The organism is Pseudomonas sp. B21-028 (assembly GCF_024749045.1).
Lineage (GTDB): Bacteria > Pseudomonadota > Gammaproteobacteria > Pseudomonadales > Pseudomonadaceae > Aquipseudomonas.
This window is the reverse complement of the sequence record NZ_CP087184.1, coordinates 5,767,673-5,784,588: the sequence shown is the minus strand read 5'-3', so window position 1 is coordinate 5,784,588 and position 16,916 is coordinate 5,767,673. Positions and strand designations below refer to the sequence as shown.

The following is a 16,916-nucleotide window of genomic DNA, read 5'->3' as shown; positions in this document are numbered from 1 at the left end:
CCCCTCAATCGATGGGACTGGTAGAATCGCCGCCGGTTCAGATGAGGTTTTTCCATGCACGATCCCCACAGCGAGCGCATGAGCGGCGGCGAGACCCGGGCGGCAAGCGGTCTGGCCCTGGTGTTCGCCTTCCGTATGCTGGGCATGTTCATGGTGTTGCCGGTGCTGGCGACCTATGGCATGGACCTGGCGGGCGCGACGCCGGCCCTGATCGGGTTGGCGATTGGCGCCTATGGCCTGACCCAGGCCATTTTCCAGATCCCGTTCGGGATCATTTCCGACCGCATCGGCCGGCGTCCCGTGATCTACCTGGGGCTGATCGTCTTTGCCCTCGGCAGTGTGCTGGCGTCCAACGCCGACTCGATCTGGGGCGTGATTGCCGGCCGGATCCTGCAAGGCGCGGGGGCGATTTCCGCCGCTGTCATGGCCTTGCTTTCGGACCTGACCCGCGAACAGCATCGGACCAAGGCCATGGCCATGATCGGCATGACCATCGGTCTGTCGTTCGCCGTCGCCATGGTCGTCGGGCCCTTGCTGACCCGTGCGTTCGGTTTGTCGGGCCTGTTCCTGGCAACCGGTGGCATGGCGCTGGTGGGTATCCTGATCGTGGCGTTCATGGTGCCCCGTTCCACCGGGCCGCTGCAGCACCGTGAGTCCGGGGTGGCGCGCCAGGCGCTGATCCCGACGCTCAAACATCCGGACCTGCTGCGCCTGGACCTGGGCATCTTCGTGCTCCATGCCATGCTGATGTCCAGCTTCGTCGCCTTGCCGCTGGCCCTGGTCCAGAAGGCCGGGTTGCCGAAGGAGCAGCACTGGTGGGTCTACCTGACGGCGCTGCTGATTTCGTTCTTCGCCATGATCCCGTTCATCATCTATGGCGAGAAGCGACGCAAAATGAAACGAGTTCTGCTCGGCGCCGTCGTGACGCTGATGCTCACTGAGCTATTCTTCTGGCAGTTCGGCGACAGCCTGCGCGCCCTGGTGATCGGCACGGTGGTGTTCTTCACCGCGTTCAACCTGCTGGAGGCGTCGCTGCCGTCGCTGATCAGCAAGGTTTCACCGGCGGGCGGCAAGGGCACGGCAATGGGGGTTTATTCCACCAGCCAGTTCCTCGGTTCGGCGCTGGGGGGGATCCTCGGTGGCTGGCTGTTCCAGCATGGCGGTTTGTCGGTTGTCTTCCTGGGATGCGCCGCGCTGGCTGCACTTTGGCTGGTCTTTGCTGTTACCATGCGCGAACCGCCGTATGTGACGAGCCTGCGCTTGCCGTTGTCGCCCGAAGCCATGCGCGAAGCAGGCCTGGTCGAGCGCCTCAGGGCCGTCGTTGGCGTAACCGATGCAGTGGTGGTCGCCGACGAGGCGGCCGTTTATATCAAACTGGACACCGAATTATTGGATCGTGCGACCCTTGAGCGCCTGGTGAACAACCCGGCCCCGAGCGCGTGCGAAGCCTAGGAGAACGTTATGGCCCGTGGGGTTAACAAAGTCATATTGGTCGGCACGTGCGGCCAGGATCCCGAAGTTCGCTACCTGCCTAACGGCAACGCCGTGACCAACCTGAGTCTGGCGACCAGCGAACAGTGGACCGACAAGCAGACTGGCCAGAAGGTCGAGAAGACCGAATGGCACCGCGTGTCGATGTTCGGCAAAGTGGCGGAGATCGCCGGCGAATACCTGCGCAAGGGTTCGCAGGTGTACATCGAAGGCAAGCTGCAGACGCGTGAGTGGGAAAAAGACGGCATCAAGCGCTACACCACTGAAATCGTCGTCGACATGCAAGGCACCATGCAACTGCTGGGCGGCCGTCCACAGGGTGACCAGCAGCAGGGTGGCAACAACTACCAGCAGTCGGCTCCACGTCAGCAGGCACCTCGCCCGCAGTCGGCGCCACAGCCACAACGCGAGCGCCCGGCCCCACAACAGGCCGCGCCGCAACCGGCTCCGGATTTCGACAGCTTTGATGACGATATTCCGTTCTAAAAACAGCTAGTGGCCTCAGGCTTCAAGCCGCACGCTGAAAAACAAAAACCGCGCTTGGATTTCCAGCGCGGTTTTTTGTTTTTCAGCGTTCAGTTTGCAGCTTAACGCTGCGCTTGTTCCAGAAACTGCTCCGTACTCACCACCTTCGCATAAGCAAACCCCAACGCCGACATGAACGCCGCATGGACCTGAGCTGCCGGAACGACGACGCCGTTGAATTCCAGGTCGAGGGTCGCGCAGGCGTCGTGGATCACCGTGACGTCGTAGCCCAGGTCCGCCGCCGCCCGGGTGACACCGTCGATGCACATGTGGCTCATGCTGCCGACGATGACCAGTTGGATGATGCCGTGATGATCGAGGAGGGATTGCAGTTCGGTTTCGCGGAATGAATTGACGAAGTGCTTGAGCACCACCGGTTCACCGGCCTGGTTGAGTACCTTGGGATGCAGCTTCGCGCCGTCGGTGCCCGGTGCGAAGAAGGGCGCATCGGCGGACGTGAACTCGTGGCGGATGTGCACCACCTGGTCCCCGGCCTGACGAAAGGCTGCGATCATCCGGGCGGCGTTGTCCGCGGCGGCTTCGACACCGCTCAGTGGCCATTTACCCTGGGGGAAGTAGTCATTCTGGATATCGACTACGATGAGCGCTTGCTTGGACATGGAGGCTTCCTCGATAAGGTGTGTGGGGCCAGTATTGGCTCTTGCCGCCGGTTCGAGGATTGGCCGCAACGACAATAAGCGAGGGAAAACTGACAATGACGCAGGAAAGGGCGGTCGCCGAGCTGGGAGTGTTGATTTACCCCGGTGCGCAGCTGGCGGCGGTGCATGGCTTGACCGATCTGTTTGCCGTGGCGGAGCGGATCGCGGCCGAGCAGGTCGGCGCGCAGTTGCCACGGCTGCGAGTGAGCCATTGGCGGGCAGAACAAGGCGAGGTGCCGCAGCGGGTGTTCGACAGTGAAACCGGCACTGCGGGCCGCTTGGTCGCGTTGCTGATTCCACCTTCTATCGCCGGTTTCAGCGAAGGGCTTGTCTCCCAGGCGTTGATGGAGTGGCTACGGGCTCAGCACGCTGGCGGCACGGTATTGGGCGGGGTTTGCGTAGGGTCGATCCTGCTGGCTGAAAGCGGCCTGCTCGATGGGCGTAGCGCCACTACCCACTGGACGTCGGCGAAAACCTTTGCCGAGCGTTACCCGAAGATCAAGCTTGACGCCGACAAACCGATTGTCGATGACGGCGACCTGATCACCACCGCTGGGCTGATGGCCTGGGCCGAGCTGGGGTTGCGGTTGGTGAATCGCCTGATGGGCCCCAGCATCGCCACACGCACGGCGCAGTTCCTGGTGATCGAGCACAGCGACAGCGCCCGCGAGTGCGGCAGCAATTTTGCGCCGATCCTCGCGCACGGCGACGGGGCGATCCTCAAGGTGCAACACTGGTTGCAAGGCAGCGGCGCGTTGGACGTCTCCCTGGCTGCGATGGCCGAACAGGCAGGCCTGGAAGAGCGCACCTTCCTGCGCCGGTTCCGTAGCGCCACCGGGCTCAAGCCCACCGAGTACTGCCAGCATCTGCGAGTGGGCAAGGCCCGGGAAATGCTGGAGTTCACCAACGGCACCATCGATCACATCGCCTGGAAGGTGGGTTACCAGGACCCGAGCGCATTTCGGGCGACATTCAAGAAAATCACCGGGTTGGCGCCGAGTGATTACCGGGCAAAGTTCGGGGTGAGTCCGCCAGGCGTTTCGAAACAGTAGCCGATCCCTCACAGGGAATGTCAGATTCAAGGCATCGTGCAATTTGCGGGATGCCCGTCACGGATCGTGCAGAATGAAACAGGCTCGATTCGATCAACTTTTCCGGAATCCGCCCGTTTCCTTGACCATCCGCCCCGGCATTAGCTGTTGGCCTGATCTCTGCACCCTTTTATCCACAGCCATGAGCGCAGGTAAAAGGGCAACGCATGACGCCAGTCAATCGCAACAAAACCGTGGTGGCCCATTCGGTCAATCCTCACGCGCCGCTCCATGAAGTGGAAACCAATCGTGCCTTGGCCCGTTGGCTGGCGCAGATCCTGGGCATTGATTACGGCGGCAGCTATGACAGCCAGCAGCATGCCGGGCGCGATCTTTATCTGCTGCCCACGCAAACCCTGATCGGCCCGGAAGCCGCGCGGCAGTTGGGTGTCTCGGGACCGGACGATCTATGGGGCGGTTACGTCGAGCATGATTTCATTTGCACCAAGGCCATTACCCACGGTCTGCTGAATAAGTATGCCGTTGCCCCCATCGGCTGGTCGCCGCTGTTTGCCAAGCTCGCCCGGACCGTAGTGCTCGACGGCGTGAGCGTCTTTTCACTCAAGGATGCGCGTCTGGCCGCCGAACATCTGTTATACGCCGGCCCCATCCGCTTCAAGCCGATTCATGCCTGTGCCGGGCGCGACCAGCGGGTGATTCGGAACCTCGCACAGTTCGACGAAATCGCCGCTGATCCTGATGCCCAGGCCGTGTTCCGCGACGGTGTGGTGCTGGAGCAGAACCTCAATGAGGTCAGGACCCAGAGCGTCGGTCAGAGCGCGATCCATGGCCATAACCTGAGCTATTGTGGCGTGCAGCACCTGACCCGGGACAGCCAAGGGCTGGAAGTGTACGGCGGCTCGGATCTGTTGGTGGTACAGGGCGGCTACATCGAGTTGCTCAGGCTGGAACTGCCCGACGAGATGCGCGAAGCGGTGCGGCTCGCGCAAGTGTTCGACGATGCGGCCAACCAGGCCTATCCCGGTTTCTTTGCTTCCCGGCGCAACTACGACATTGCCCAAGGCATCGACACCGGTGGCCAGCCCCGTGGCGGCGTACTGGAGCAATCCTGGCGCATGGGCGGAGCCAGCAGTGCGGAACTGGCGGCGCTGCAGGTATTCGTCCAGGACCCATCGACCAGTGTGGTCCGCGTGTCCTCGGTGGAGACCTACATCGATCAGCCGTTGCCTCCCGGCGCCATGGAGGTTTATCGCGGCCCGGCGCATAACGGTGATTTCCTACTTAAATATGTAACGGTTCATTCCCATGACGGCTAGAAGTGAAACCATTCAGATCGAGATCGACGATGAGCACATGAACGGCACGTTTCTGAGCCCCAAGTCGAAAGTCCCTGGCGTGTTGTTCGTACACGGCTGGGGCGGCAGCCAGGAGCGTGACCTGGAGCGGGCCAAGGGCATTGCCGGCCTGGGTTGCGTTTGTCTGACCTTCGACTTGCGCGGCCATACCGGTAGGGCGGGCATTCCTCTGTCCCGGGTGACGCGGGAAGACAATTTGCGAGATCTGCTGGCGGCCTATGACCGGCTGCTCGCCCATCCCGCCTTGGACACTTCCGCGATTGCGGTGGTCGGCACCAGCTACGGCGGTTACCTCGCCTCGATTCTGACCTCGCTGCGCCCGGTACGCTGGCTGGCGTTGCGGGTGCCGGCGCTGTACCGCGACGAGCAATGGCACACGCCCAAGCGCGACCTGGACAAGAGCGACCTGCTGGATTATCGCAGTACCCTGGTGCACGCGGGTACCAACCGCGCACTGCACGCCTGTTCGCAATTCACCGGCGATGTGCTGCTGGTGGAGTCGGAAACCGACGATCACGTGCCCCATGCCACCATCATGAGCTACCGCGCCGCGTGCCAGCAGACCCATTCGTTGACCCATCGAATCATCGATGGCGCCGACCATGCCTTGAGCGACCCCATCTCACAACAGGCCTACACCTCGATCCTGGTGGACTGGATCACGGAAATGGTGGTGGGAGAGCGGTTGAGCATTATTCAGGAGCGTTGAGGGGCGTTGTCCATGCGGGCGCTATCGCGAGCAGGCTCGCTCCCACAGGGGAATGCGAGCCCATGTGGGAGCGAGCCTGCTCGCGATGGCGCCGGGTCAGACGATGATCATTTATGCTCGGGCTTCTTGAGCCCAGGCTTGATCCGTAAGGCCTTGGCCTTTGCCTCGATCACCAGGTACATCACCACCGTGATCAGCAACGGCAAGATGAAGTAGATCGCCCGATAGGCAATCAACCCCGCCAGCAGGCTGCCCCTGGACGCATCGTGTTGCAGCAGCGCGATGAACACCGCCTCCAGCACGCCTAGCCCCGCCGGGATGTGCGTAATGACCCCGGCGATGCTGCTGATCAGCAAGACGCCTAGCACCACCGGGTACTCCAGTTTGCTGGGCAGCAAGGTAAAGATCACCGCCGCCATCAACGACCAGTTCAGCGCCCCCAGGGCCAGTTGCAGCACCGCCATGCGCAGCGAGGGCAGGTTGATTTCCATGCCACGGATCGTCCAGGCGCGACGTTTGGAAAACCGGCAGGCCAGCAGGTACCCGGCGCTCGCCAGCAGCAACAGCGCACCCACCCCCTGCAAGGCATCGCTGCTCAGTTTCCAGCCCGGCGGCATTGTCACCAGGCCGCTGCTGAATACCGCCCCGGCCAGGGTCATGTAGCCGAACCAGTTGGTGGCCAGGCTCAGGCCGAGGATCTTGGCGATGTTGCCATTGCTCACCCCCAGGCGGGAATACAGCCGATAGCGCATGGCAATGCCACCGACCCAGGCGCTGAGGTTGAGGTTGAAGGCGTAGCTGATCACTCCCACCGGCAAGATCTGTCGCCAACCCAGTTTCTGGCGGATGTAGGTGCGCCCGATCAGGTCAAAGCAGGCATAAGTGATGAAACTGACGAGGGTCAGCGTGGCGGCGATGATCAAGGTCCGCACCTTGAAATCCGCCAGTGTGTCGAAGACCTCTGACCAGTCGATGCGCCGGGCCAGGGTGGTGAACAGCACGATCAGCAACAGGAAGAACGCCAGCGTCAGCGGTCTTTTCCAGCGGCTCCAGCGTGATTTGGGCTTGTTCTCGTCCCGGACACGGGCATCGCCTGGCGCGGTATGCGCTTCAGAGTGGTTCATGGGGTTCGCTCCGAACCGCCGTCGGCGGCGAAAAAGGTTTCAGGCGCGGTTTATGGGCCGGTAGCCATCCGGCCCAGGCCGGAAAGTGGCGCAGGAAGTGAAACACCATGAAACCGATAGTCATGCGCCAGAGCAGGCCCCGTCGGGCGTGATTGGCGGGCATGGCGGTGCAGTGCTCGCGGCTCAGGTGATCGAGGCGCTCGAACAGTTCGCGGTTGAACCCCCGATCGCGAATCAGCACGTTGGCTTCCAGGTTCAGCGACAGGCTCAGGGGGTCGAGGTTGCTCGAACCGACGGTACTCCAGTCTTCATCCACCAGGGCGACCTTGCCATGCAGAGGCCGCTCGCAATATTCATAGATCGTCACGCCGGCCTTGAGCAGGTAGTCATACAGCATCCGCGCCGCGAGCTTGGCGATCATCATGTCCGGTTGGCCCTGCAGGATCAGCCGAACCTCCACGCCACGCCGCGCCGCATTGCGGATTTCCCGCAGCAACCGATAGCCGGGGAAGAAATAGGCATTGGCAATGACCACACGCCGCTTGGCGCTGCGCAGCACTTGCAGGTAGACCTCTTCGATGTCGGTCTGGTGCTCGTTGTTATCGCGATAGACCAGCCGCACCTGACCGTCATGGTCGCTGAAAGCCAGCTCGCTGCGCCGGCTGCGGCGCCGCTGCCACCAGTATTTGGCCCGGGCCGGCCGACCGCTTTGCATCAAGGCGAAGTGATGGATATCGACCACCGCCGGGCCCTTGATCTCCACCGAATAGTCCTGCTTGGCCTCGGGACCGAAATCCCCCAGATGGTCGGCGGAGAAATTGATCCCGCCGATGAAGGCGATCACGCCGTCAATCACCACCACCTTGCGATGCAGGCGACGGAACCAGTTGGTGCGAATGCCCAGATGCAGGGGGGCGGGGTCGAACATCTGCAGGCGGACACCGGCATCGCTCAACGAAGCCAGGAAGTTCGGCGTCAGTTCACCGCAGCCGAAGCCATCCAGGCTCAAGGTAACTCGTACGCCTCGCTGGGCGGCGTCCACCAGCACGTCGCGCAATTCGTTGCCGACCTTGTCCTCGAACAGGATGAAGGTCTCGATGAGGATTTCATTTTCGGCTCGACGGATAGCCTCGAACACCCGGGGGAAATACGCCTCGCCATTTTCCAGCAGGGTGACGCGGTTATTGCCATGCCAGCCATATTCGACATCCACCAGCGCCGGATCGCGCTCGGTGGGCGGTGTCTCGACCTGCTCCACCGTCGCCTTGTTCATCGTCGCGCTCATAGTTCGATCTCCACCGACAGCGGCGCATGGTCGGACAGGTGCGACCAGGGGCGCACATTCAGCACTTTGGGCTGATAGGCCTTCAGATTACGCACATAGATTCGGTCCAGGCGCAGGATCGGCAGGCGCGCCGGAAAGCTGCGGGCCGGCTTGCCCCATTGTTCGGCGAAGACTTCCCGCAGGCCGCAGGGTTCGAGCAGGTCGTTGGCCTTGCCGCGCCAATCGTTGAAGTCCCCGGCGACAATTACCGGTGCCTCGGGTGGCAGTTCGCTCAGGCGTTTGCACAACAATTTCAGCTGTTCGACACGATGCCCCTCGCGCAGCCCCAGGTGCACGCAAATGGCGTGGACCTGGGTGCCGTCGCCACCCGGAAGGCGCAACACACTGTGGAGCATGCCGCGGTTCTCATGGCCGCTGATGGAGACGTCCAGGTTGTCGTGGCGAATGATCTGGAACTTCGACAGCAGCGCGTTACCGTGGTCGCCCGCCGGATACACGGCGTTGCGCCCGTAGGCGAACTGCGGCCAGAGACTGTCGGCGAGGAATTCGTATTGCGGCATGCTCGGCCAGTTGGAGAAGCGCTGGGGGTGATGTTCGTGGGTACCGTGCACTTCCTGCAAGAACACCACGTCGGCGGACACGCTGCGCACCGCTTCGCGCAGTTCCGGCAAGATGAAGCGCCGGTTCAGGGCGGTGAAACCCTTGTGGGTGTTGACCGTCAGGACCGTGAAGCGGCTGATCCGGTCGAGATCATGCGCCAGGTTCTGGGGCGCATCGGTGGTTGCGTCGCGGGTCGCTTCGGTAGGGCCAGACGTGCTCATGGCAATACTCCCTCGGCCGGTCGCTCGCCGGGTGTGGTGGCGAGGTCCTTGTCCAGGTCGAAGCGCTCCAGCAAGTGGCGCGCGTCATAAGGGGCGCGGACTTTGATGTCGTTGTCGAAATAGCAGAATACTTCCCGGCTCTTGCGCGCCCTGGGTTTCTTTTTCGGGTCGATCAGGTGGGCGTCTTCGGGTTGCGTGCCGTGGCTCCAGGCCTCGATCCGGTCGCCCCAGCGTTGTAACGCCTCGTCGGTGTAGCCGCTGGCATACAGCTCTTCGGCGCCGTGCAGGCGCAGGTAGACGAAATCGCTGGTGACGTCTTCGCGGTAGGGCCACTTGCCGGCGGTGTCGGCGATCACCAGCGCAATGTCATAGCGCTTGAGCAGGGCGACGAAATGCGGGTCGATGAAGCTTTCATGGCGGATCTCGACCGCGTGGCGCAGCGGGCGCTTCTTATCGGTTTCGGTGCTGGCGTGGCCGTCCAGGCGCGACTCGTGCTCCCGGGCCAGGGCGGCGGCACTGACGGTGTCATGGGGCAATTGCTTGAGAAAATCCTCGAACAGCTCGGGGTCGAATTTGAAGCTGGGGGGAAACTGCCAGAGGATGGCGCCGAGCTTTTCCTTGAGTTCCAGCACCCCGGACGCGAAGAAATTGGCCAACGGCTTGTGGATATCCCGCAATCGCTTGATGTGGGTGATGAAACGCGGCGCCTTGACACTGAACACGAAGTCCGGCGGCGTCTCGGCGTACCACTGGGCATAGCGTTCGGGACGTTGGAGGGCGTAGAACGAGCCGTTGATTTCGATGCTGTTGACCGCTCGCGAGGCAAACTGCAATTCACGCTTCTGGGTCAGCCCCTTGGGGTAGAAATCCCCCCGCCAAGGCGTGTATCGCCAACCGGAAATGCCGATGTGGATTGCCGTCATGTGTCCCTCCCGTGCCAGATGACCTCGTACTGCCGGTGTCTTGCTGATGACTGTCGGGCGGCGCAGAAAGTTTCGACGAAGTGCCCGGTGGTGAAAGCGGTGGGGTTCTTGTGGCGAGGGGATTTAGCGAAACGTCGCACCGCCCCGTTGGGCTGCGGAGCAGCCCCAAGACAATCGACACAATCTGTCTGATACACCGAGGTGTCAGTATTTAGGGCTGCTGCGCAGCCCAGCGGGGATAAATCCCCTCGCCACGGGTTTTGTATTGGCCTTGAGCGAACTTGCCTGCCTGATATGGATCAGTTCCTTACCGATCCCCATCAAGGAGCCTCGCGTTTTGTCTCGATTGAGCCGTGTATTGCTGCTGGTCTTGCTGGCGCTGACCGGCGGTATCGCCTACGGCGCAGCCGCCATTCCCGGCACGCCAGCGCCCAGTGAAGCCCCTGCCGAACCCGAACCTCTGGTCCAAGGCGGCTTGCTGGGGGCGATCAGTTCGAGCATCGATGACGTCCAGGACAAGCTCGATCTCAACCAGAGCCTGATCGATGCCTGGCGCTTGCGCGCGGACCGGGCGGCGGATGAGGTGGACCGGCTGGTGGACCAGACCTCCCGCTCGTCCTGGCGTGTGGCGGGGGATTTCCTGTTGCTCTCCGGCGTCTGGCTGGGCGCCTTCGGGCTCATCTGGGCCGGCGCACGGCTGCTGGTGCGTCACCTGGGCCGGCGTCGTTGGCTGCGCACCCGTCAGCGGGTAGTGGACCTGCTCGGTTACCTGCTGCCCTACACCGCGCCGGCGCTGGTCTGCCTGCCGCTGACCCTGTATGTCAGCCATTTCCTGCAGGTGTCGGTCGGTCGCGCCCTGGCGCTGTGCTTCGCCTATGCCACCAGCAGTGGCGTTTTCTCCACCTCAGCGCTGCTGTGCGTGGTCGTGATGTTCAACGCCGGCCACAAGCGCCGGGCAGTGGCGATCATTCGCCATTTCAGCCCGCGACCGCTGTTCCTGATCGGTTTCCTCGCGGCCTTGAGCGATGCGCTCACCAGTCCGCAGATTGCCCGGCAACTGGGTGGCAACATCACCAGCAGCGTGGCGGTGTTCACCGGCTTGCTGGCCTCGGTGATCTTTGGCTGGCTGGTGATTCGCATGCGCCGCCCGGTGGCCCACCTGATCCGCAACCGGCCGCTGGCCCAACGCCTGAAGCAACCGGCCTTGCAGGAGTCGCTGCGGATCTTTTCCGGGCTCTGGAACTGGCCGATCCTGTTGATGGTGCTGGTTTCGGCGGTGAGCCTGATCGGCGTCGGCGAAGACAACCAGAAAGCCCTGCGCTGCGCGCTGTTCACCACCATCCTGCTGATCGCCACGGTGTTTCTCAGTACCGTGCTCCAGCATGTGTTCAAGTCGCCCAAGGCTGAAACCATCCAGCACAACAGCGCCTACAAGGGCCGGTTGCTGAGCCTGCTCCACGCCTTGCTGCGGATTGTCATGGCAGTGGCGTTCATTGAAATCCTCGGGCGGATCTGGGGGATTTCGCTGTTCGAGTTCGCCTCGCGCAACTCCGTGGGCAGGGCGATCAGCGATTCCCTGAGCCGCATCGGCTTGATTTTCCTGGTGACCTGGCTGATGTGGGTGGTGCTCGACACGGCGATCCAGGAAGCCCTGAAACCGCCGCTGAACAAGCGCGGCGCACGCCAGCCCAGCACGCGGATCAAGACCATCCTGCCGTTGTTGCGCAACGCGGCGAAAATCATCCTGGTGGTGATTTGCGCGATCACCACCATGGCCAACCTGGGCATCAACGTCGCGCCGCTGCTGGCGGGCGCCGGGGTGGTGGGGTTGGCGATCGGCTTCGGTTCGCAGCAACTGGTGCAGGACGTGATTACCGGGCTGTTCATTATCATCGAGGACACTCTGTCCATCGGCGATTGGGTGGTGCTCGACTCCGGCCACGCCGGCACCGTCGAGGGGCTGACCATCCGCACCCTGCGCCTGCGCGACGGCAAGGGTTTCGTGCATTCGGTGCCATTCGGCCAGATAAAAGCGGTGACCAATCAATCCCGACAGTTCGCCTTCGCTTTTTTCTCGGTGCAGTTCACCTACGACACCGACGTGGACCAGGCCATCGAATTGATCCGCGAAGCCGGCCGTTCGATTTCGGAAGACCCGTTTCTCAAGTTCAACCTGCAAGGGCCGCTGGACGTGTTCGGCGTGGACCGGATGGACCTTAACGGCGTGGTGCTCACGGCGCAGTTCCGTACCGTTTCAGGCGGGCAATATGCGGTGAGCCGAGCGTTCAACCAGCGCTTGAAAAAGCTTGTGGATAACCATCCGGCGGTGCATTTCGCGCAGACTTATCCACAGCAGGTGATGTTGCCGAAGCGGTTGATGGAAGAGCCGGTGGAGGGGGCTGAAGTGCCTGATCGTCCTCAGTAGAAGTTGGCTTTGTAGTGGGTTGATGACCCCATCGCGAGCAGGCTCGCTCCCACATTTGAAATGCATTCCTCGGTGAAAATGCATTCCCTTGTGGGAGCGAGCCTGCTCGCGATAGGGCCCGCCCAGCCACCTCAATTTCTCTGGATAAGCTTGCTCCGGATGTCTCCCGTTGCCTGCACATCCAGCTCCAACCAGAAATGCAGCTTCCCGGCAATCTGTGCCGCCACCGGCAGTCCATCGCGATACACCAGCCGATTGCTCGCCAGCGCCGGTACTTTCGCTCCAGGCAGCAATGTACCGGCCAGGTTCAGCGGGTCGACGCCGCACACCGCAATCACGCTGCCGTCGGCGGGACGGCGCCGGACTTCGCGCAACAGCGGGATGGCTTCGGGCAGGGCGAATTGCTCGCCGGCCAGGCCGCTGACGAAGCGCCCGCCACGGATTTCGCCGCGTGCCTCCAGGCGATGGAAGGTGCGCAGCAATTCACGCCAGCTTGGCAACCAATCCGCCTCCCGCTCCAACAAGCGCCAGAACACCACGCCGTAACGGCGCAGCAGGGTCATGGCGATGTGCTCCAGGGTTTCCGGTGGTGTCGGCGCAGGTCGGTTGCCTTCGCTCGGCGCTGGCTGGCTGCGGCGCAACAAGGCCCAGCGGCCGGCATCGTCCATGCCGCCGACAAACGCCCCGCGCCCACGCCGACTGCTGCGGGCCTGGCGCTTGCTGGCGGGCGTGATCAGCGCCCGCAGCCCGGCGAAGCTGTCGGCATTCACCAGGCCGGCGCCCACCAGCTCTTGCAAGGCGATCTCCAGTTCGGCGCGCAGCAGGTGGGCTTCGTGCAGCAACTCGTCGAAAAACAGCGCGCCATGTTCGCTGAGGGCCTGATGGACTTTTTGCGTCTTGAGGGACAGTTCGCTCAATGGCGTCTGCTCTGTCAGGCTGCTCCACAGCGCGACCTGACTGCGCGGCAGCAACACCACCGGCGTGCTGCGCAGGGCCGTGGCGGAGGCTTTCTGCCGGGCGCTGAGGCGAGTCCAGACCAGCTTGCCGCTGCGACACAACTCATCGAGCCAGTTGGCGGAGTAGTCCTTGATCCGCGCCGGCAACAGGTCGCTGTCCCAGGCCGAGGCCGCGGCCGGGTAGCCTTCGAACTGGCTGATGATCGACGGCAGCACAGCGCTGCCCCGGCCTTGGGTCGACGGCGACAGGTGTTGCCAGTCGAACAGGAACCGCATGAAATCCTGCAGCATCACCGGTTCGATTTCCCGGCGCAGGCGCTTGACGGTATAGCGGTGGATGCGGGCCAGCAGATGCCGTTCGCACCATTCCTCCTGGCCGGTGCCCGGTGTGAAGCGGCCGCGCAGCACATAGCCTTGTTGCTCGAGGTGCGCCAGGGCCTGGGTAATTTGCGCTGTCGATAACCCCAACGGATAGGCGATGGCGGTCAGTGGCAGCGGGCCAAAGGCGCTGAGCCGGGCGCGGAGCACTTCCACCACGGCTTCGTCACTGTCCCAGGCCTCATCGAACCCGGCCAGGGGTGTCAGCGCGGGCTGCCATCGGGCTTGTGGATAAATCCCTTGCAGGCAGGTCAGTCGTTCCAGTGGCACCCAAAGACCGCGCTCGGTGCTGATCTGCACATGGCTGGCCCGCCCGCGTTCGGCCAACGCCTGCAGCCAGCCCAGCCACGATTCGTGGGCGCGGGCTTCGCTGTCGGCGATGCAGGCCAGGCTCATCAGCGCTTCGTGCATTTCATCGAGGTTGGCCGGGGTCGGCCAGGCTTCTTCTCTGACTGACTGGATAGCTTCGGCGTCCAGCGCGCCGAGGTCGTCGGTGGATTGCGGATCGCTCCAGCGCCGGTTGATGACTGCCTGGGTTCGTCGTTCTTCCAGCGGCGCGTCGTCGAGAAAGGTGTAGGGCCGGGCGCTGAGGATTTCTGCCGCCAGAGGCGAGGGGGCAGGCAGGTCGCGGCTGATCAGGCGAACCTCGCCCGCTTCCATGCGCCGCAGCAGCGCCAGCCAGCCTTCGCTGTCCATGGCTTCGTGCAGGCAGTCGTCGAGGGTCTGTTCCACCAGCGGGTGGTCGGGGATTTCCCGTTCGCCGGCGAGGTTCTCCAGGCAGGCGATCTGGTCGGGGAAGACGCTGGCGATCAGGTCTTCGCTCTTCATCCGCTGGATCTGCGGGGCGACCTTGCGTCCACCGGTGTAGCGCGGCAGGGCCAGGGCCACCCCGGCATTCCAGCGCCAGCGCACGCCGAACAGCGGCGCATCCAGCACCGCCTGCACCAGGATCTGTTCGGCGCTGTGGCTGTTGAGGTAGCGCCAGACTTCATCCAGCTCGAAACTGTGGCTGGTAGACAGCGACAGTACGATCGCATCCTCGCTGGCGGCAGCCTGCAATTCGAAATTGAAGGTGCGGCAGAAACGCTTGCGCAGGGCCAGGCCCCAGGCGCGGTTGATGCGGCTGCCGAACGGCGTATGGATGATCAGTTGGGTGCCGCCGGACTCATCGAAGAACCGCTCCATCACCAGTGTGTCCTGGGACGGCAGGGCGCCGAAGGCCAGTCGGGCGGGGGCCAGGTAGTCCAGCAGTTGCTCGGCGCTGGCCAGGTTCAGTTGCAGGGTACCGGTCAGCCAGTCGAGGGCCGGTTGCAGATTGCCGGGGGTGGCGCCCAGCAGTTGATCGAGCTGTGCTTGCAGGCGGGCCACGGCCAGGGACAGTTCGGCGCTGCGCCCCGGGGCCTCGCCGAGCCAGAACGGAATGGTCGGCGGCTGCCCCTGGGCATCCTCGACCCGCACGCGACCGGTCTCGACGCGGATGATGCGGTAGGAGGTATTGCCCAGCTGGAACACGTCGCCAGCGATGCTTTCCACCGCGAAGTCTTCGTTGACGCTGCCGATGTTCAGGCCCTGGGGTTCGAGCAGCACGCTGTAGTCGGCGTTGTCCGGGATGGTGCCGCCGCTGGTCACGGCGGTCAGTTTGCTGCCCCGGCGCCCGCGCAGGGTACGGGTGACCGCGTCGCGATGCAGGTAGGCGCTGCGCACGCCCTGGCGACTGTTGAGGCCCTCGGCAAGCATTTGCAGCAGCGCCTGATAGTGGCCGTCGTCCAGTCCGGCGTAGGGCGCGGCGCGGCGAACGGTGTCCAGCAAGGCTTGTTCCTGCCATTCCTGGCAACTGACTTCGGCGACGATCTGCTGGGCCAGCACGTCCAGCGGTGCCTTGGGGATATGCAGGATGTCCAGCTCACCCCGGCGTACGCAATCGAGCAGGGCGGCGCACTCGATCAGGTCGTCACGGGTGGTGGCGAACAGGCGTCCCTTGGGCGTCCCGCCGACCTGGTGGCCAGAGCGACCAACCCGTTGCAGGAACGCCGAAATGGAACGGGGCGAGGCGATCTGGCACACCAGGTCGACGTCGCCGATGTCGATGCCCAGTTCCAGGGACGCGGTGGCGATCAGTACCTGCAACTCGCCACGCTTGAGCCGTTGCTCGGCGTCGAGGCGAAACTCCTTCGCCAGGCTGCCATGGTGGGCGGCCACGGCGTCCTTGCCCAGGCGCTCGCTCAGGTGGCGGCTCAAGCGTTCGGCCAAACGTCGGGTATTGACGAATATCAGGGTGGTACGGTGTGCCCGGGCGAGGTCGGCGAGACGGTTGTAGACCAGTTCCCATACGTCATTGGCCATTACCGCCGAGAGCGGCACCGGCGGCACCTCGATGTCCAGGTCGCGGGGGCGGGCATGGCCGATGTCGACGATTTCGCACGAGCGGCCTTCGCCCACCAGAAAGCGCGACACCGCCTCGATGGGCTTTTGCGTGGCGGACAGGCCGATGCGCATCAGCGGCTCGCTGCACAGCGCTTGCAGGCGTTCCAGGCTCAGGGCCAGGTGACTGCCGCGCTTGCTGGCGGCGATGGCGTGGATTTCATCGACGATCACCGTGCGGGTGCTGGCGAGCATCTGCCGGCCGGAATCGGAGCCGAGCAGCACGTAGAGCGATTCGGGCGTGGTCACCAGAATGTGCGGCGCGGTCTTGCGCATCGCCGAGCGTTCTTTCTGCGGTGTGTCGCCGGTGCGCACGGCGGTGGTGATTTGCAGGGGCGGCAGGCCCATCTGGCGCAATTGTTCGGTGATGCCGGCCAGCGGGGTTTGCAGGTTGATCCGGATGTCGTTGCTCAAGGCCTTGAGCGGCGAGACGTAGACCACCAGGGTCTGGTCCGGCAGGTCGCCCTGTTCCAGGCCACGGTGCACCAGGTCATCGAGCACGGCGAGGAACGCCGTAAGGGTCTTGCCCGAGCCGGTGGGCGCGGCCACGAGAGTCGAGCGACGCTGGCCGATCAACGGCCACGCACGGGCCTGGGCGGCCGTCACCGCCGGGAAGGTCTGGCTGAACCAGGCGCGAACGGCGGGGTGAAAGCCTGCCATGGCGTGGTCGGCTGCAAGGGGCAGATTCATAGGGGCAGTTATGCGGGTGGGATGGGGAAGATGCAAGTGCCGGCGGTATCTCTGTTGCCCGGCAGGACCTCATCGCGAGCAGGCTCGCTCCCACAATGGATC

12 protein-coding genes are annotated in these 16,916 nt (G+C 63.5%); 6 read left to right on the top strand and 6 right to left on the bottom strand.

Features of this window, described 5'->3' with window-relative positions:
- The first annotated feature begins 54 nt into the window (after positions 1 to 54).
- Positions 55 to 1,452 (top strand): MFS transporter, encoded by a 1,398-nt coding sequence (locus LOY35_RS25100; RefSeq protein ID WP_258628459.1) that lies wholly within the window; start codon positions 55 to 57, stop codon positions 1,450 to 1,452.
- Positions 1,453 to 1,461: 9 nt separating this feature from the next.
- Entirely contained in the window at positions 1,462 to 1,977 is a 516-nt protein-coding gene (locus tag LOY35_RS25095; protein WP_024778338.1) for a single-stranded DNA-binding protein, read from the top strand.
- A gap of 101 nt (positions 1,978 to 2,078) precedes the next feature.
- On the opposite strand, the gene LOY35_RS25090 is transcribed toward LOY35_RS25095, so the two are convergent.
- On the bottom strand, positions 2,079 to 2,636 hold the full coding sequence (locus LOY35_RS25090; protein ID WP_258628456.1) for a cysteine hydrolase family protein: 558 nt from the start codon (positions 2,634 to 2,636) through the stop codon (positions 2,079 to 2,081).
- Between the two features lie 95 nt (positions 2,637 to 2,731).
- Between LOY35_RS25090 and LOY35_RS25085 the strand changes: the two genes are divergently transcribed.
- From LOY35_RS25085 to LOY35_RS25075, 3 genes are all read left to right on the top strand, one after another.
- Positions 2,732 to 3,727, top strand: a complete 996-nt coding sequence (locus LOY35_RS25085) for a GlxA family transcriptional regulator (protein WP_258628454.1) — start codon at positions 2,732 to 2,734, stop codon at positions 3,725 to 3,727.
- Positions 3,728 to 3,933: 206 nt separating this feature from the next.
- On the top strand, positions 3,934 to 5,043 hold the full coding sequence (locus LOY35_RS25080; RefSeq protein WP_258628452.1) for a DUF3182 family protein: 1,110 nt from the start codon (positions 3,934 to 3,936) through the stop codon (positions 5,041 to 5,043).
- Positions 5,033 to 5,791 (top strand): S9 family peptidase, encoded by a 759-nt coding sequence (locus LOY35_RS25075; protein ID WP_258628450.1) that lies wholly within the window; start codon positions 5,033 to 5,035, stop codon positions 5,789 to 5,791. Before LOY35_RS25080 ends, LOY35_RS25075 begins: the two co-directional genes overlap by 11 nt.
- A gap of 107 nt (positions 5,792 to 5,898) precedes the next feature.
- Here the strand turns inward: LOY35_RS25075 and LOY35_RS25070 are convergent, their stop codons facing one another.
- Genes LOY35_RS25070 through LOY35_RS25055 form a run of 4 tightly spaced genes read right to left on the bottom strand, consistent with a single transcriptional unit; the run spans position 5,899 to position 9,944 of the window.
- Positions 5,899 to 6,915, bottom strand: coding sequence for a lysylphosphatidylglycerol synthase domain-containing protein (locus LOY35_RS25070; protein ID WP_258628448.1), 1,017 nt, complete (start codon positions 6,913 to 6,915; stop codon positions 5,899 to 5,901).
- Positions 6,902 to 8,200 (bottom strand): cardiolipin synthase ClsB, encoded by a 1,299-nt coding sequence (clsB, locus tag LOY35_RS25065; protein WP_258628446.1) that lies wholly within the window; start codon positions 8,198 to 8,200, stop codon positions 6,902 to 6,904. The genes LOY35_RS25070 and clsB overlap by 14 nt, the downstream gene beginning before the upstream one ends.
- Complete coding sequence (locus tag LOY35_RS25060) at positions 8,197 to 9,021, bottom strand: endonuclease/exonuclease/phosphatase family protein (protein WP_258628441.1); 825 nt, start codon at positions 9,019 to 9,021, stop codon at positions 8,197 to 8,199. The genes clsB and LOY35_RS25060 overlap by 4 nt, the downstream gene beginning before the upstream one ends.
- Positions 9,018 to 9,944, bottom strand: a complete 927-nt coding sequence (locus LOY35_RS25055; RefSeq protein WP_258628439.1) for a DUF72 domain-containing protein — start codon at positions 9,942 to 9,944, stop codon at positions 9,018 to 9,020. The genes LOY35_RS25060 and LOY35_RS25055 overlap by 4 nt, the downstream gene beginning before the upstream one ends.
- A gap of 337 nt (positions 9,945 to 10,281) precedes the next feature.
- Here LOY35_RS25055 and LOY35_RS25050 point away from each other — a divergent pair, with 337 nt between their 5' ends.
- Complete coding sequence (locus LOY35_RS25050; protein ID WP_258628438.1) at positions 10,282 to 12,369, top strand: mechanosensitive ion channel family protein; 2,088 nt, start codon at positions 10,282 to 10,284, stop codon at positions 12,367 to 12,369.
- Positions 12,370 to 12,500: 131 nt separating this feature from the next.
- Here the strand turns inward: LOY35_RS25050 and LOY35_RS25045 are convergent, their stop codons facing one another.
- A complete protein-coding gene (locus LOY35_RS25045; protein WP_258628436.1) occupies positions 12,501 to 16,814 on the bottom strand; it encodes a DEAD/DEAH box helicase in 4,314 nt (1,437 codons plus the stop codon).
- Positions 16,815 to 16,916: the final 102 nt, after the last annotated feature.

Coding starts and splice junctions, on each gene's coding strand:
- LOY35_RS25090 (WP_258628456.1), bottom strand. CDS start 2,636: ATGTCCAAGCAAGCGCTCATCGTAGTCGATATCCAGAATGACTACTTC.
- LOY35_RS25075 (WP_258628450.1), top strand. CDS start 5,033: ATGACGGCTAGAAGTGAAACCATTCAGATCGAGATCGACGATGAGCAC.
- LOY35_RS25055 (WP_258628439.1), bottom strand. CDS start 9,944: ATGACGGCAATCCACATCGGCATTTCCGGTTGGCGATACACGCCTTGG.
- LOY35_RS25045 (WP_258628436.1), bottom strand. CDS start 16,814: ATGAATCTGCCCCTTGCAGCCGACCACGCCATGGCAGGCTTTCACCCC.
- LOY35_RS25070 (WP_258628448.1), bottom strand. CDS start 6,915: ATGAACCACTCTGAAGCGCATACCGCGCCAGGCGATGCCCGTGTCCGG.
- LOY35_RS25100 (WP_258628459.1), top strand. CDS start 55: ATGCACGATCCCCACAGCGAGCGCATGAGCGGCGGCGAGACCCGGGCG.
- LOY35_RS25095 (WP_024778338.1), top strand. CDS start 1,462: ATGGCCCGTGGGGTTAACAAAGTCATATTGGTCGGCACGTGCGGCCAG.
- LOY35_RS25080 (WP_258628452.1), top strand. CDS start 3,934: ATGACGCCAGTCAATCGCAACAAAACCGTGGTGGCCCATTCGGTCAAT.
- LOY35_RS25085 (WP_258628454.1), top strand. CDS start 2,732: ATGACGCAGGAAAGGGCGGTCGCCGAGCTGGGAGTGTTGATTTACCCC.
- LOY35_RS25060 (WP_258628441.1), bottom strand. CDS start 9,021: ATGAGCACGTCTGGCCCTACCGAAGCGACCCGCGACGCAACCACCGAT.
- clsB (WP_258628446.1), bottom strand. CDS start 8,200: ATGAGCGCGACGATGAACAAGGCGACGGTGGAGCAGGTCGAGACACCG.